The sequence below is a fragment of the Pseudomonas putida genome, assembly GCF_050989985.1.
GTDB lineage: Bacteria > Pseudomonadota > Gammaproteobacteria > Pseudomonadales > Pseudomonadaceae > Aquipseudomonas > Aquipseudomonas putida_AI.
Window position 1 is genome coordinate 1,278,075 of sequence record NZ_CP158815.1, and the last position, 14,264, is coordinate 1,292,338.

Below are 14,264 nucleotides of genomic sequence, written 5' to 3' on the forward strand. Positions count from 1 at the left end.
GCGAGCAGGCTCGCTCCTACAGTGGTTTGTGGTGTTTGTAAAAATGGTGCATCAGGCATAATCCGCCCAATTCAAACAACAAGGACGCCGCCCCGTGAGCTCAGTCAACAAGTCGATTTTGTTGGTCGATGACGATCAAGAGATACGCGAGTTGCTGGACACCTACCTGACCCGCGCCGGTTTCCAGGTCCGTACCACGCCCGATGGCGCCGGTTTTCGCCAGGCACTCAATGACGAACCGAGCGATCTGGTGATTCTCGACGTGATGCTGCCCGACGAGGACGGCTTCAGTCTGTGCCGCTGGATTCGCCAGCATCCGAAGCGGGCGCAAGTGCCGATCATCATGCTCACCGCCAGTTCCGACGAGGCTGACCGGGTCATCGGCCTGGAACTGGGCGCCGACGATTATCTGGGCAAGCCCTTCAGCCCCCGTGAATTGCAGGCACGCATCAAGGCCTTGTTGCGCCGGGCTCAGTTTGGCCAGGAGCGCACTGGCGGCGAAGTCCTGGCTTTCGATGACTGGCGCCTGGATATGGTGAGCCACCGTCTGTTTCACATCGACGGCGAAGAGGTGATTCTTTCCGGCGCCGATTTCGCCCTGCTGAAACTGTTCCTCGATCACCCCCAGGAAATCCTCGACCGCGACACCATCGGCAACGCCACCCGTGGTCGCGAATTGATGCCGCTGGATCGCATCGTCGACATGGCGGTCAGTCGCCTGCGCCAGCGCCTGCGGGATACGGAAAAGCCGCCACGGCTGATCCGTACCGTGCGCGGCAGTGGCTACCAACTGGCCGCCAATGTGATCGCCAGCAATGGTCACTGAATCCCTGCGCAAGCTGATCCGACGGATCCCGGTGCCGCGTTCGCTGCTCGGGCGCATGTTGCTGCTCACTTTGCTGGCGGTGTTGTTCGCCCAGGCGCTGTCGAGCGCGATCTGGGTTTCGCAACTGCGCGCTACCCAACTTGAAGGCCTGATCACCAGTGCCCGCAGCCTCGCGCATTCAATGAACGCCAGTGTCAGTTACCTGCGCTCGCTGCCGGTGGCCTATCGACCGCTGGTGCTCGACCAGTTGCGCAGCATGGGTGGCACGCGGTTCGTGGTGACCCTCAACGACAAGCCCCTGGGCATGGAAGTGCTGCCGATCACCCCGCGCAAATTGGCGGTGATGAACGCCGTGGATGAAGTGCTGCGTCAGTCCCTCGGCCAGGGCACGGACATCTCTGTGTCGTTCGTCAGCCCCGAAGACCTGCGGATCTTCAATGGCGGGCTGAAACTCGATGAATTGCCGCGCTCCTGGGCGCACTACGCGTTGACCCTGGAACCGGTGAACCCGCCGGTGCTGGTGACGCAGATCCAGATGGCGCCCGGCGAGTGGCTGTACATCGCCTCGCTGTTGCCCGAGCCCTACACCAGCCTTGAAGAGCAGGGCCTGCCGGCGCAGCAGGTGTGGTTCATCGTCCTCACCAGCGGCTTCTTGCTGTTGTTCATCGGCCTGTTGGTGCACTGGCAGAGCCGGCCGCTCAAGCGTCTGGCGCGGGCCGCGCGGGAGCTGTCGCTGGGGGCGGATGTGGAGCCGGTGGCGGAGGGCGGCGGCAGTGAAGTGGTCGAAGTCGGCCGGGCCTTCAACACCATGCGCGAGCGCATCAGCCGCTACCTGACCGAACGCAGCCAATTGTTCAGTGCGATCTCCCACGACCTGCGTACGCCGATCACCCGCCTGCGCCTGCGGGTTGAACTGCTGGAAGACGAAAAGCTGCAAGCCAAGTTCGGCCGCGATCTGGATGAGCTGGAGCTGCTGGTCAAGGGCGCACTGCAATGTGTGAAAGACACCGACATCCACGAAAACATCGAGCCGGTGGATCTCAACCATGTGCTGCATTGCCTGGTGGAGCCGTATCTGGCGCCCAACGGCAATGGCCGCGTGACCCAGCAGGGGCGGGCACTGGCGGCCTATCCGGGCAAGCCCCTGGCGCTCAAGCGTTGCATCGGCAACCTGATCGATAACGCCCTGAAGTACGGCCAGAACGCGCACCTGCACATCGATGACGACGAGAGTGCGTTTGTGCTTCACGTCGACGACGAAGGGCCGGGGGTTCCCGAGCAGCGGCTTGAGCAGGTGTTCGAGCCGCACTTTCGGTTGGCGGGGCAGCAGCAGGGGTATGGGTTGGGGCTGGGGATTGCCCGCAACATTGCCCATAGCCATGGCGGGGAAGTGAGCCTGCAGAATTTGCGCGAGGGCGGGTTGCGGGTGACTTTGCAGTTGCCGCGCTCAGTTGATTGACACAGTTCCTGTGGCGAGGGAGCTTGCTCCCGCCGGGCTGCGCAGCGGCCCCGGTTATCCTTAAAAAGAAGGGGATTGCTGCGCAATCCAACGGGAGCAAGCTCCCTCGCCACAGGTGGTCACTCGCCCCAATATCTGAGTGATTGTCACAGGTCGGTGACATAACTCGCCCCCTTCGTTACAAGCCCGCCCCGGCCCGTTGTTTAGACTGCCCTGCAGTCATAACAACAAAAAAGGCCCCCCATGCACACCTTCCAACCTGCCTTCAGTAGTTGGCTGAACGCTCCTGCCCACCAGCAATGGCTTGCCGCTGAAGGCTTGCGCCTGCTGGCGTTTGCCAGGGCTTCGAAGCTGCCTGAAGGTTTCGGCAATCTCGACGAGCGCGGTCATCTGCCGGCCGATGCACAAGCCGAAACCATGAACACCGCACGCATGACCCACAGCTTCGCCATGGCCCATATTCAGGGCCTGCCGGGGTTTGCCGAGCTGGTGGATCACGGTATCCAGGCGCTGCGTGGGCCGTTGCGCGATGCGTTGCATGGCGGCTGGTTCGCCGTGGCCGAGCACCGCGACGGCAACACTGGCAAGAACGCCTATCTGCATGCTTTCGTGGCGCTCGCCGCCAGCTCCGCAGTGGTTGCGCAACGGCCCGGCGCGCAGGCCTTGCTCGATGATGCGATCGACATCATCGACACGTACTTCTGGAGCGAAGAAGAAGGCGCCATGCGCGAATCCTTCAACCGTGACTGGAGTGAAGAAGAAGCCTATCGCGGCGCCAACAGCAACATGCACGCCACCGAGGCCTTCCTGGCCCTGGCCGATGTCACCGACGACAACCGTTGGTTATGCCGCGCCCAGCGCATTGTCGAGCGGGTGATTCATGGTCACGCCGCCGCCAATGGCTACCTGGTGGTCGAGCATTTCGACCGCGATTGGCAGCCGCTGCGCGAGTACAACCACGACAATCCAGCCGACGGTTTCCGCCCTTATGGCACCACCCCGGGCCACGGTTTCGAATGGGCGCGACTGGTGCTGCATCTCGAAGCAGCTCGGGTTCGGGCGGGCATGCTCACACCGGGCTGGCTGGCCACCGATGCGGAAAAACTCTTCGAGCAAAACTGCCTGCATGGCTGGGACGTCGATGGCGCGCCGGGCATCGTCTACACCCTCGACTGGGATAATCGCGCGGTGGTCCGTCATCGCCTGCACTGGACCCATTGCGAAGCCAGCGCCGCCGCCAGTGCCTTGCTCAAGCGCACCGGCGATGCGCAGTACGAGCGCTGGTACCGGCTGTTCTGGGAATTTTGCGACAGGCATTTCATCGATCGGTGCGATGGCAGCTGGCACCACGAACTCGATCCGTTGAATCGCCCGAGCGCCGACATCTGGGCCGGTAAACCCGATCTCTATCACGCCTGGCAGGCGCTGCTGATCCCCCGCCTGCCCCTGGCGCCAAGCATGGCCACTGCGCTGGGACAGTTGTCCCAGAGCGCCGCTGTGTAACCAGCTGTGTAACCATGTGGTGACATTCGCGCGTCCCTTCGTTACCTGCGAAGGGGTGCCTCCTGTTTAAAATCCATGCAGCGCAAGCACCAGACTTGCAACGCATAACAACAAGAAAGGTACTTTTAGATGAATGCGATTTCTCGCCTCGCTACTGTCATTTCTCTCGCCTCCCTGGTTCCATTTTCCGCGTTCCCGCTCAGCGCACTTGCCGACGATGCCAAAGGCTCGGTCGAAGTTGTGCACTGGTGGACATCCGGTGGTGAAAAGGCAGCGGTCGATGTCCTCAAGGCCCAGGTCGAAAAAGACGGCTACACCTGGAAGGACGGCGCAGTCGCCGGTGGTGGCGGTTCCACGGCCATGACCGTACTCAAGAGTCGCGCCGTAGCCGGCAACCCGCCGGGCGTTGCGCAGATCAAGGGACCGGACATCCAGGAGTGGGGCAGCACTGGCCTGCTCAGCACCGACACTCTGGCACCTGTCGCCAAGGCGGAAAACTGGGATGGCCTGCTGTCGAAGAAAGTCTCCGACACCGTCAAATACGAAGGCGATTACGTGGCCGTGCCGGTGAACATCCACCGCGTGAACTGGCTGTGGATCAACCCGGAAGTGTTCAAGAAAGCCGGGATCGACAAGGCCCCGACCACCCTCGAAGAATTCTATGCCGCCGGCGACAAGCTCAAGGCCGCAGGCTTCATCGCGCTCGCCCACGGTGGCCAGCCGTGGCAGGACAGCACCGTGTTCGAAGACGTGGTGCTCTCGGTCATGGGCGCCGATGGTTACAAGAAAGCCTTGGTAGATCTCGACCAGAAAACCCTGTCGGGCGCCGAGATGACCAAGGCCTTCACCGAGCTGAAAAAAATCACCACCTACATGGACCCCAACCGCGCCGGTCGTGACTGGAACATCGCTGCCGCCGACGTAATCAACGGCAAGGCGGGCATGCAGATGATGGGCGACTGGGCCAAGAGTGAATGGACCGCCGCCAAGAAAGTCGCCGGCAAGGACTACCAGTGCGTAGCGTTCCCGGGGACCGACAAAGCCTTCACCTACAACATCGACTCGATGGCCGTGTTCAAGCTCAAGGCTGATCGCAAAGGTGATATCGCCGCGCAGCAGGACCTGGCCAAGGTCGCGCTGGGTACCGACTTCCAGAAAGTCTTCAGCATCAACAAGGGTTCGATCCCGGTCCGCACTGACATGCTGAACGAGATGGACAAACTGGGCTTCGACTCCTGCGCCCAGACCGCCGCCAAGGACTTCCTGGCGGACGACAAGACCGGCGGCCTGCAACCAAGCATGGCGCACAACATGGCCACCTCCCTGGCCGTGCAGGGCGCGATCTTCGACGTGGTCACCAACTTCATGAACGACAAGGACGCCGACCCGGCCAAGGCCAGCGCCCAGCTGGCGTCGGCGGTCAAAGCGGCCCAGTAATTCGTAGACGCCGCAGGAGAATCCTGCGGCAAACCCCAGAGAGAGCTCTGCCCCAGTGTGGGAGCGAGCCTGCTCGCGATAGCGGTGCAACAGGCGACATCGATTTGAATGTCGTCAGCTATCACGGGCAAGTTCGCGCCTGCAGGGGGGAACTCTGTCCGGATTTCACTTCTCCACCTGGATTATCCCGATGAGCTCTGTGGCGGTTTTCAGCAAAGCCTCACCGTTCGATGCGCTGCAGCGCTGGCTACCCAAGTTGGTACTGGCGCCGAGCATGCTGATCGTGTTGGTCGGCTTTTACGGTTACATCATCTGGACGTTCATTCTGTCCTTCACCAACTCCAGCTTCATGCCGAGCTACAAGTGGGTCGGCCTGCAGCAATACATGCGCCTGATGGACAACGACCGCTGGTGGGTCGCGAGCAAGAACCTTGCGGTGTTCGGCGGCCTGTTCATCGGCATCAGCCTGGTGCTGGGCGTGCTCTTCGCCGTGCTGCTGGACCAGCGCATCCGCAAGGAAGGCTTCATCCGCACCATCTACCTGTACCCGATGGCGCTGTCGATGATCGTCACCGGTACCGCGTGGAAATGGCTGCTCAACCCAGGGCTGGGCCTGGACAAGATGCTGCGTGACTGGGGCTGGGAAGGCTTCCGCCTGGACTGGCTGGTGGATCAGGATCGCGTGGTCTACTGCCTGGTGATCGCCGCCGTCTGGCAAGCCTCCGGCTTTGTCATGGCGATGTTCCTCGCCGGTCTGCGTGGTGTCGACCAGTCGATCATCCGTGCCGCGCAAGTCGACGGTGCGAGCCTGCCGACCATCTACCTGAAGATCGTGCTGCCGAGCCTGCGCCCGGTGTTCTTCAGCGCCTTCATGATCCTGGCGCACATCGCGATCAAGAGCTTCGACCTGGTGGCGGCGATGACCGCCGGCGGCCCTGGCTACTCGTCCGACCTGCCGGCGATGTTCATGTATTCCTTCACCTTCAGCCGTGGCCAGATGGGCATCGGTTCGGCCAGCGCCATGCTGATGCTCGGCGCCGTGCTGACCATCCTCGTGCCGTACTTGTACTCCGAGCTGCGAGGCAAACGCCATGACTAATCAACTCGGAAAACCCGCGCTCAGCTTCAGCCGCATCGCCATCTACGCAACCTTGTTGCTGGCTGCCGCGGTGTACCTGATCCCGCTGATCGTGATGCTGCTGACCAGCTTCAAGACGCCGGAAGACATTCGTACTGGCAACCTGCTGAGCTGGCCGACCGTGATCGACGGCATCGGCTGGCTCAAGGCCTGGGACGTGGTCGGCGGCTACTTCTGGAACTCGGTGAAGATCACCGTGCCGGCGGTGCTGATCTCGACTTTCATCGGTGCCATGAATGGCTATGTGCTGTCGATGTGGCGCTTCCGTGGCTCGCAACTGTTCTTCGGCCTGCTGTTGTTCGGCTGCTTCCTGCCGTTCCAGACAGTACTGCTGCCGGCTTCGTTCACCCTCGGCAAGTTCGGCCTGGCCAACACCACCGCGGGCCTGGTGCTGGTGCACGTGGTCTACGGCCTGGCGTTCACCACGCTGTTCTTCCGCAACTACTACGTGAGCATTCCGGATGCGCTGGTCAAGGCCGCGCGGCTCGATGGCGCGGGCTTCTTCATGATTTTCTGGAAGATCCTGCTGCCGATGTCGATCCCGATCGTGATGGTCTGCCTGATCTGGCAGTTCACCCAGATCTGGAACGATTTCCTGTTCGGCGTGGTGTTCGCCAGTGGCGATGCGCAACCGATCACCGTGGCCCTGAACAACCTGGTCAACACCAGCACCGGGGTCAAGGAATACAACGTTGATATGGCCGCCGCGATGATCGCCGGGCTGCCGACACTGCTGGTCTACATATTCGCTGGCAAGTATTTCCTGCGTGGGCTGACGTCCGGCGCGGTCAAGGGGTAGAAACATGGCAACTCTCGAATTACGCAACGTCAACAAGACCTACGGCGCCGGTTTGCCGGACACCCTGAAAAACATCGAGCTGAAGATCAACGACGGGGAATTCCTGATCCTGGTCGGCCCGTCGGGCTGCGGCAAATCGACCTTGATGAACTGCATCGCCGGCCTGGAAACCATCAGCGGCGGCGCGATCCTGGTGGACGACGCCGATATCAGCGGCATGAGCCCCAAGGATCGCGACATCGCCATGGTGTTCCAGTCCTACGCGCTGTACCCGACCATGAGCGTGCGCGACAACATCGCCTTTGGCCTGAAAATTCGCAAAATGCCCACCGCCGAAATCGACGAAGAAGTGGCGCGGGTGGCCAAGCTGTTGCAGATCGAACACCTGCTCAGCCGCAAGCCTGGCCAGCTCTCCGGCGGCCAGCAACAGCGGGTGGCAATGGGTCGTGCACTGGCGCGGCGGCCGAAGATTTATCTGTTCGACGAACCGCTGTCCAACCTCGATGCCAAGCTGCGGGTCGAGATGCGCACCGAAATGAAACTGATGCACCAGCGCCTGAAGACCACCACGGTCTACGTGACCCACGACCAGATCGAAGCGATGACCCTGGGCGACAAAGTGGCGGTGATGAAGGACGGGATCATCCAGCAGTTCGGGACCCCGAAGGACATCTACAACGACCCGGCCAACCTGTTCGTGGCGAGCTTCATCGGCTCGCCGCCGATGAACTTCATCCCGCTGCGCCTGCAGCGCAAGGACGGTCGCCTGCTGGCGCTGCTCGACAGCGGCCAGGCGCGCTGCGAATTGCCGCTGGGCATGCAGGACGCCGGGCTTGAAGACCGCGAAGTGATCCTCGGCATGCGTCCGGAGCAGATCGTGCTGGCCAGCGCCGAGGCCAATGGATTGCCGACCATTCGCGCCGAAGTCCAGGTCACCGAGCCGACCGGGCCGGACACCCTGGTCTTCGTCAATCTCAACGGCACCAAAGTCTGCTGCCGCCTTTCGCCTGACGTCGCGCCTGCGGTGGGCGAGACCCTGACCCTGCAATTCGATCCGGCGAAAGTGCTGCTGTTCGATGCCAAGACCGGTGAACGCCTGGGGGCTGCCGGATTGCCAAAAGTCGAGAGCCACGCTGCCAACGTCGCTCAATTCAAAGGCCGCTGAAATTCAAAAACTGTGGGTGATCAATGTGGGAGCGAGCCTGCTCGCGAATACGGTCTGGCATTCAGCACAGATGTTGTCTGACACGCCGCTTTCGCGAGCAGGCTCGCTCCCACAGGGGGCATCACCCACATGGAGTCCGTGGTGCGCGGCCTGTCGCGCGTCACAACCGATGTAACCGCGTTAGTGAAGAAAAAACTTAATAAAAATAAAACGAGGAAGTAGGGATGAAGAAGAAAAACAGCGCTCAGCTGATCTGCCAGTTATCCGCGATCGCCGCGATGACACTGGCCGGTAGTGTCCACGCAGCTGAAGCGTTCAGTGCCGATTCAGAATGGATGACCGGTGATTGGGGTGGTGAGCGGACTCGACTGATCGAGCAGGGCATCGACATCAAGATGGACTATGTCGGTGAGGTCGGTGGCAACCTGCACGGCGGTTTCAACGATGACAAGACCGCGCGTTACGCCGACCAGTTCGGCCTGGGCGCGGCGCTGGACCTGCAAAAGCTGCTGGGCTGGGACAACACCCAGGCCAAGATCCAGCTGACCAACCGTAACGGCGAAAACATCTCCAACGACCGCATCGGCGACCCGCGCGCCGGCACCCTGAGTTCCTCCCAGGAAGTCTACGGCCGTGGCCACATGGTCCGTCTGACCCAGTTGTGGATCAAGCACCAGTTCTTCGACAACCAGCTGGACGTGAAGGCCGGTTACTTCGGTGAAGGCGAAGACTTCAACAGCTTCCCGTGCGAATTCCAGAACCTGGCGTTCTGCGGCTCCCAGGTGGGTAACTGGGCCACCAACATCTGGTACAACTGGCCAATCAGCCAGGCGGCGATCCGCGTGAAGTGGAACATCTCGCCCGAGTGGTATGCGCAGATCGGCGCGTACAACCAGAACCCGACGCAGCTGGAGCACGGCAACGGCTTCAAGCTCAGCGGCAGCGGCACCGAAGGTACCGTGCTGCCGGTCGAACTGGTCTGGCTGCCTAACCCTGGCAACCTGCCGGGCGAGTACCGTGTCGGTTACTACAAGAGCACGGCCAAGGCCGATGACGTCCGTGAAGACGACAACGGCAATGACGCCGCCACCACTGGCAACGCCTATCGCAGCCACAACAGCAAGCACGGCTACTGGTTCGTGGCGCAGCAACAGCTCACCAGCCACAACGGCGACGCTTCCCGCGGCCTGAACATCGCGGCCAACGCCACCTTCCACGACAAGGACACCAACATTGTCGACAACTACCAGTCGTTGATGTTCGTGTACAAGGGGCCATTCGATGCGCGTCCGAAAGATGACGTGGGCATCGGTTTCTCCCGCATCCATGTCAACGATGATGTGAAGAAAAACGCTGAGCTGGTGAACGCTGCCAACGGTGTTTCCGACTACAACGACCCGCTGTTCTCGCCACTGCGCGAGACCGAGTACAACTACGAACTCAACTACGGCTTCCACGTCACCAACTGGCTGACCGTGCGTCCCAACCTGCAGTACATCACTCACCCGGGCGGTGTGGATGAAGTGGATAACGCGCTGGTCGCCGGCCTGAAAATTCAGTCGGTGTTCTGACGCTGTTGCGATAAGCTCCTCTCTATGTGCGCATTTTGCGGACAGCCCAGGCTGTCCGCTTTTTTTTGGGGAGGCGCAGCCCCGGTGACAGATGTTTTTCAGGACCGTTGCACATGCTTGAGCATCCGCTACAACGCTTCTTCAAATCCTTGCGCGAACGGCCGGTGTTTGCGTGGGAGCGCTATCAGAAGCGCGACGTACTGGTGATCGACCACCCGTTGTGCCAGGCGGTATTCAGTCGCCAGGGCGCGCAGCTGTTGCACTTTCAACCCAGGGACCAGAAGCCGTGGCTGTGGTGTGCGGCGCGCTGGCCTCAGGTGGGCGCCATTCGTGGTGGCGTGCCGGTGTGCTGGCCGTGGTATGGCCGTCACCCGAGTGAAAATGCCTGGCCGTCCCATGGCTGGGCGCGCCTGCTCGACTGGAAGCTGATCGACAGCAGCAGTGACGACGATGGCGTGCGCCTGCACTGGCAGCTTCAACTGTGCGACTGGCAGGCGGACCTGCACGCGCACCTGGGCGAAAGCATGGATCTGCGCTTGAGCACCGAGCATCACGACAGCTTGCCTTGCCAGTTGAGCCAGGCTTTGCACGCCTACTGGCGTATTGGCGATGTCGGTGAGGTAGCGCTGTCTGGGCTCGATGGCGTGCAAGGTTACGACCAGTTGAGCCGCGAGTTTTGCCAGCAGGAAGGCGAGTTGCGCGTGGACGGCGGCTGTCAGCGGGTGTTCCAGCATGACGGCGAGTTGCAGCTCAATGATCACGCCTGGCAGCGCGCCTTGTGCATCGATACCGGTGACGCGGCCGACACGGTGGTCTGGCATCCGGGCTCGCGGCCGTTGCTGGGGGTGAGCTGGAATGAGGTGTCGGAATTCGTTTGCGTGGAAGCGGCGAGCGGGGGCACCGACAGTTTGTGCCTGAAGCCTGGGGAGCGGGCGCATTTGAGTTTGCAGGCGCGGGTGGGGGCATGATTTTGCGGTGCTGCCATCGCGAGCAGGCTCGCTCCCACAGTGGTTTTGCATGAAGGCAAATACCAGATCCACTGAGGATCAATTGTGGGAGCGAGCCTGCTCGCGATGAGGCCCTGTCGGGCAATGAAAATACTGGATCAGTTGAACTCGTCACCCACCGGATACCGGCTGGCATTCAGGCTCTCTTTGATCTTGCGCAAATGCGGCTGGAAATCCACGCCCCGGCGCAAGGTCATGCCGGTCGCCAGCACGTCCAGCACGGTCAACTGAATGATCCGCGAGGTCATCGGCATGTAGATGTCGGTGTCTTCCGGCAGCGGAATGTTCAGGCTCAGGGTGCTGGCCTTGGCCAGTGGTGAGTTTTCCGCGGTCAGGCCCAGCACCGAAGCGCCGTTTTCCCGGGCGATACGCGCCACTTCCACCAGTTCACGGGTACGGCCGGTGTAGGAAATGATCACGAACAACTCGCCGGTGTGCGCCACCGAGGCAATCATGCGCTGCATCAGCACGTCGGCGTGGGCGGTCACGGCCAGGTTGAAACGGAAGAACTTGTGCTGTGCATCCAGCGCCACCGGAGCCGAGGCGCCGAGGCCGAAGAAGTGGATTTGCCGGGCCTGGATCAACAGGTCGACGGCGCGGCTGATCAGGTTCGGGTCCAGCGCCTGGCAAGCGCTGTCCAGGGAGGCGATGGCGCTGCCGAAGATCTTCTGGGTATAGGCCTGGGGATTGTCGTCGGCTTCCACCGCACGGCTGACATAGGCCGCGCCGCTAGCCAGGCTCTGGGCCAGTTGCAGCTTGAGTTCGGGGTAGCCGCTGACGCCGAAGGATCGGCAGAAACGGTTGACCGTCGGTTCACTGACCGAAGCGGCCTGGGCGAGGGCGGCGATGCTGAAGCGAGTGGCCTGCTGCGGGTTGAGCAGGATCACCTCGGCGACTTTGCGTTCGGCCTTGTTCAGCTCTTCAAGGCGATTCTGGATCTGCTCCAGTAAATTTCGCACGCGGTCCATATAAGTATCCTTAACACCTGCGCCAAACAGCGCGCGGCTCATGCAAAAAGGGCCTTTGGTCAGGCCCATAACGGTGGCCTATCCTACTGTTGGCTCCGACTGACCACCATACGGAATCTGTATTTTGCGAAAATGTTGTGGTTATTACTACATTTTCCCTTGAGTGATGCCTTGAAAAAAGGTATTTGTAGCTTAACTTGATAAAAGAACAAACATCATGCTTTTGATTACGGTTGAACCGTGCACCTTTGCCTTGTTCGGCGCCTTGGGCGATCTGGCCCTGCGCAAGCTGTTTCCAGCCCTTTATCAACTCGATGGCGCGGGCCTGCTGCATGAGGACACCCGCATCATCGCGCTGGCCCGTGAGTCTGGCAGCGAGCAGGAGCACCTGACGTTCATCGCTTCCGAGCTGCGCCGCTACGTTGGTGCCAAGGAGCTGGACGAAGCCGTGGTCGAGCGCTTCCTCGCTCGCCTGACTTATCTGCACGTCGACTTCCTCAAGTCCGAAGACTACGTGGCCCTGGCTGAACAGGCCGGCAGTGCCCAACGGGTGATTGCCTATTTCGCCACGCCGGCCGCGGTTTACGGCGCGATCTGCGAGAACCTGGCGAAGGTTGGCCTGGCGGAAAACACCCGCGTGGTGCTGGAAAAGCCCATCGGTTCGGACCTTGAATCCTCGCGCAAGGTCAACGATGCCGTGGCGCAGTTCTTCCCGGAGAACCGCACCTATCGCATCGACCACTACCTGGGCAAGGAAACGGTGCAGAACCTGATCGCCCTGCGTTTCGCCAACAGCCTGTTCGAAACCCAGTGGAACCAGAACTACATCTCCCACGTGGAAATCACCGTGGCCGAGAAGGTCGGTATCGAAGGCCGCTGGGGCTACTTCGACAAGGCCGGCCAGCTGCGGGACATGATCCAGAATCACCTGCTGCAACTGCTCTGCCTGATCGCCATGGACCCGCCGGCCGACTTGTCCGCCGACAGTATTCGCGACGAGAAGGTCAAGGTCCTCAAGGCGCTGGCGCCGATCAGTCCGGAAGGCCTGACCACCCAGGTGGTGCGCGGCCAGTACATCGCCGGCTACAGCGAAGGCAAGGCAGTGCCGGGCTACCTGGAAGAACCCAATTCCAACACCCAGAGCGACACCGAGACCTTCGTCGCCCTGCGTGCCGACATCCGCAACTGGCGCTGGGCCGGCGTGCCGTTTTACCTGCGTACCGGCAAGCGCATGCCGCAGAAGCTGTCGCAGATCGTCATCCACTTCAAGGAACCGTCGCACTACATCTTCGCTCCCGAGCAGCGCCTGCAAATCAGCAACAAGCTGATTATCCGCCTGCAACCGGACGAAGGCATTTCCTTGCGCGTGATGACGAAGGATCAAGGCCTGGACAAGGGCATGCAGCTGCGCAGCGGTCCGTTGCAGCTGAATTTTTCCGACACCTGGAGCAGCGCACGGATTCCCGATGCCTACGAACGGTTGTTGCTGGAAGTGATGCGCGGCAATCAGAACCTGTTTGTCCGCAAAGATGAAATCGAAGCCGCGTGGAAGTGGTGTGACCAGTTGATCGCCGGGTGGAAGAAATCCGGTGATGCGCCCAAGCCGTACGCGGCTGGGTCCTGGGGACCGATGAGCTCCATTGCTCTGATCACGCGGGACGGGAGGTCGTGGTATGGCGATATCTGATTTGAAACTGCCCCAGGGCGTCAGTGCCCATCAGTTCAAGAGCCCGGCGCTGTTGGCCGAGGCCCTGGCCCTGAACGTGGCCAAGCAATTGAGCGACGCGATCGACGCCCAGGGCACCGCGACCCTGGTGGTGTCCGGTGGTCGCAGTCCGGTGGCGTTTTTCCAGCATCTGGCCAAGCAGGCGCTGGACTGGTCGAACGTGGTGGTCAGCCTGGCCGACGAGCGTTGGGTGCCGGTGGAGCACGCCGATAGCAATGCCGGTCTGCTCAAGAAATACCTGCTGCAAGGCCCGGCGGCCAAGGCGCAGTTCCTGAGCCTGTACAGCGCCAGCGCCAACCTCGAACAGGCGGCCGAGCAAGCCGACCGCCTGCTCTCGGAATTGCCGGTGATCGACGTGCTGGTGCTGGGCATGGGCGATGACGGTCACACCGCGTCCCTGTTCCCCGACAGCCCGAACCTCACCGAGGCCTTGCAGGCCGACGGTACTCGTCGCTGCTACCCGATGCTGGCGCCCACGGTGCCGCGTCAGCGCCTGACCATGAGTCGCGCGCTGCTGGCTTCGGCCAAACACAAGGTTCTATCGATTTCCGGTCAGTCCAAGCTGACCACCCTGAGTTTTGCGCTGGCCGGTGACGACGTCGCCGAACTGCCGATTCGCGCGTTTCTGCAACCCACGTTAGAGATTTACTGGTGCCCATGAGCCA

12 protein-coding genes are annotated in these 14,264 nt (G+C 61.4%); 11 read left to right on the top strand and 1 reads right to left on the bottom strand.

Annotated features, from left to right (window positions below):
- Positions 1–94 precede the first annotated feature (94 nt).
- From ABTV29_RS06065 to ABTV29_RS06105, 9 genes are all read left to right on the top strand, one after another.
- Complete coding sequence (locus tag ABTV29_RS06065; RefSeq protein WP_433769262.1) at positions 95–826, top strand: response regulator; 732 nt, start codon at positions 95–97, stop codon at positions 824–826.
- A complete protein-coding gene (locus ABTV29_RS06070; protein WP_433769263.1) occupies positions 816–2,285 on the top strand; it encodes an ATP-binding protein in 1,470 nt (489 codons plus the stop codon). The genes ABTV29_RS06065 and ABTV29_RS06070 overlap by 11 nt, the downstream gene beginning before the upstream one ends.
- Before the next feature lie 243 nt (positions 2,286–2,528).
- Complete coding sequence (locus tag ABTV29_RS06075) at positions 2,529–3,788, top strand: AGE family epimerase/isomerase (RefSeq protein ID WP_433769264.1); 1,260 nt, start codon at positions 2,529–2,531, stop codon at positions 3,786–3,788.
- Positions 3,789–3,917: 129 nt separating this feature from the next.
- Positions 3,918–5,225 carry an ABC transporter substrate-binding protein gene (locus tag ABTV29_RS06080; protein WP_433769265.1) on the top strand — a complete coding sequence of 436 codons (1,308 nt, stop codon included), beginning with the start codon at positions 3,918–3,920 and terminating at the stop codon, positions 5,223–5,225.
- A gap of 190 nt (positions 5,226–5,415) precedes the next feature.
- A complete protein-coding gene (locus ABTV29_RS06085; RefSeq protein ID WP_110964583.1) occupies positions 5,416–6,324 on the top strand; it encodes a carbohydrate ABC transporter permease in 909 nt (302 codons plus the stop codon).
- Positions 6,317–7,162, top strand: a complete 846-nt coding sequence (locus tag ABTV29_RS06090) for a carbohydrate ABC transporter permease (protein WP_433769266.1) — start codon at positions 6,317–6,319, stop codon at positions 7,160–7,162. Before ABTV29_RS06085 ends, ABTV29_RS06090 begins: the two co-directional genes overlap by 8 nt.
- A gap of 4 nt (positions 7,163–7,166) precedes the next feature.
- On the top strand, positions 7,167–8,327 hold the full coding sequence (locus tag ABTV29_RS06095) for an ABC transporter ATP-binding protein (RefSeq protein WP_433769267.1): 1,161 nt from the start codon (positions 7,167–7,169) through the stop codon (positions 8,325–8,327).
- Positions 8,328–8,551: 224 nt separating this feature from the next.
- Positions 8,552–9,898 carry a carbohydrate porin gene (locus tag ABTV29_RS06100; protein ID WP_433769268.1) on the top strand — a complete coding sequence of 449 codons (1,347 nt, stop codon included), beginning with the start codon at positions 8,552–8,554 and terminating at the stop codon, positions 9,896–9,898.
- Between the two features lie 113 nt (positions 9,899–10,011).
- Entirely contained in the window at positions 10,012–10,866 is an 855-nt protein-coding gene (locus tag ABTV29_RS06105) for a D-hexose-6-phosphate mutarotase (RefSeq protein ID WP_433769269.1), read from the top strand.
- A 137-nt stretch (positions 10,867–11,003) separates the two neighbouring features.
- Here the strand turns inward: ABTV29_RS06105 and ABTV29_RS06110 are convergent, their stop codons facing one another.
- Positions 11,004–11,864, bottom strand: a complete 861-nt coding sequence (locus ABTV29_RS06110; RefSeq protein WP_175379671.1) for a MurR/RpiR family transcriptional regulator — start codon at positions 11,862–11,864, stop codon at positions 11,004–11,006.
- Between the two features lie 226 nt (positions 11,865–12,090).
- Here ABTV29_RS06110 and zwf point away from each other — a divergent pair, with 226 nt between their 5' ends.
- Positions 12,091–13,560 carry a glucose-6-phosphate dehydrogenase gene (gene zwf / locus ABTV29_RS06115; RefSeq protein WP_433769270.1) on the top strand — a complete coding sequence of 490 codons (1,470 nt, stop codon included), beginning with the start codon at positions 12,091–12,093 and terminating at the stop codon, positions 13,558–13,560.
- The gene (gene pgl / locus ABTV29_RS06120) at positions 13,547–14,260 is read left to right on the top strand and encodes a 6-phosphogluconolactonase (protein WP_433769271.1); all 714 of its coding nucleotides are present in this window, start codon (positions 13,547–13,549) and stop codon (positions 14,258–14,260) included. The genes zwf and pgl overlap by 14 nt, the downstream gene beginning before the upstream one ends.
- Positions 14,261–14,264 lie beyond the last annotated feature (4 nt).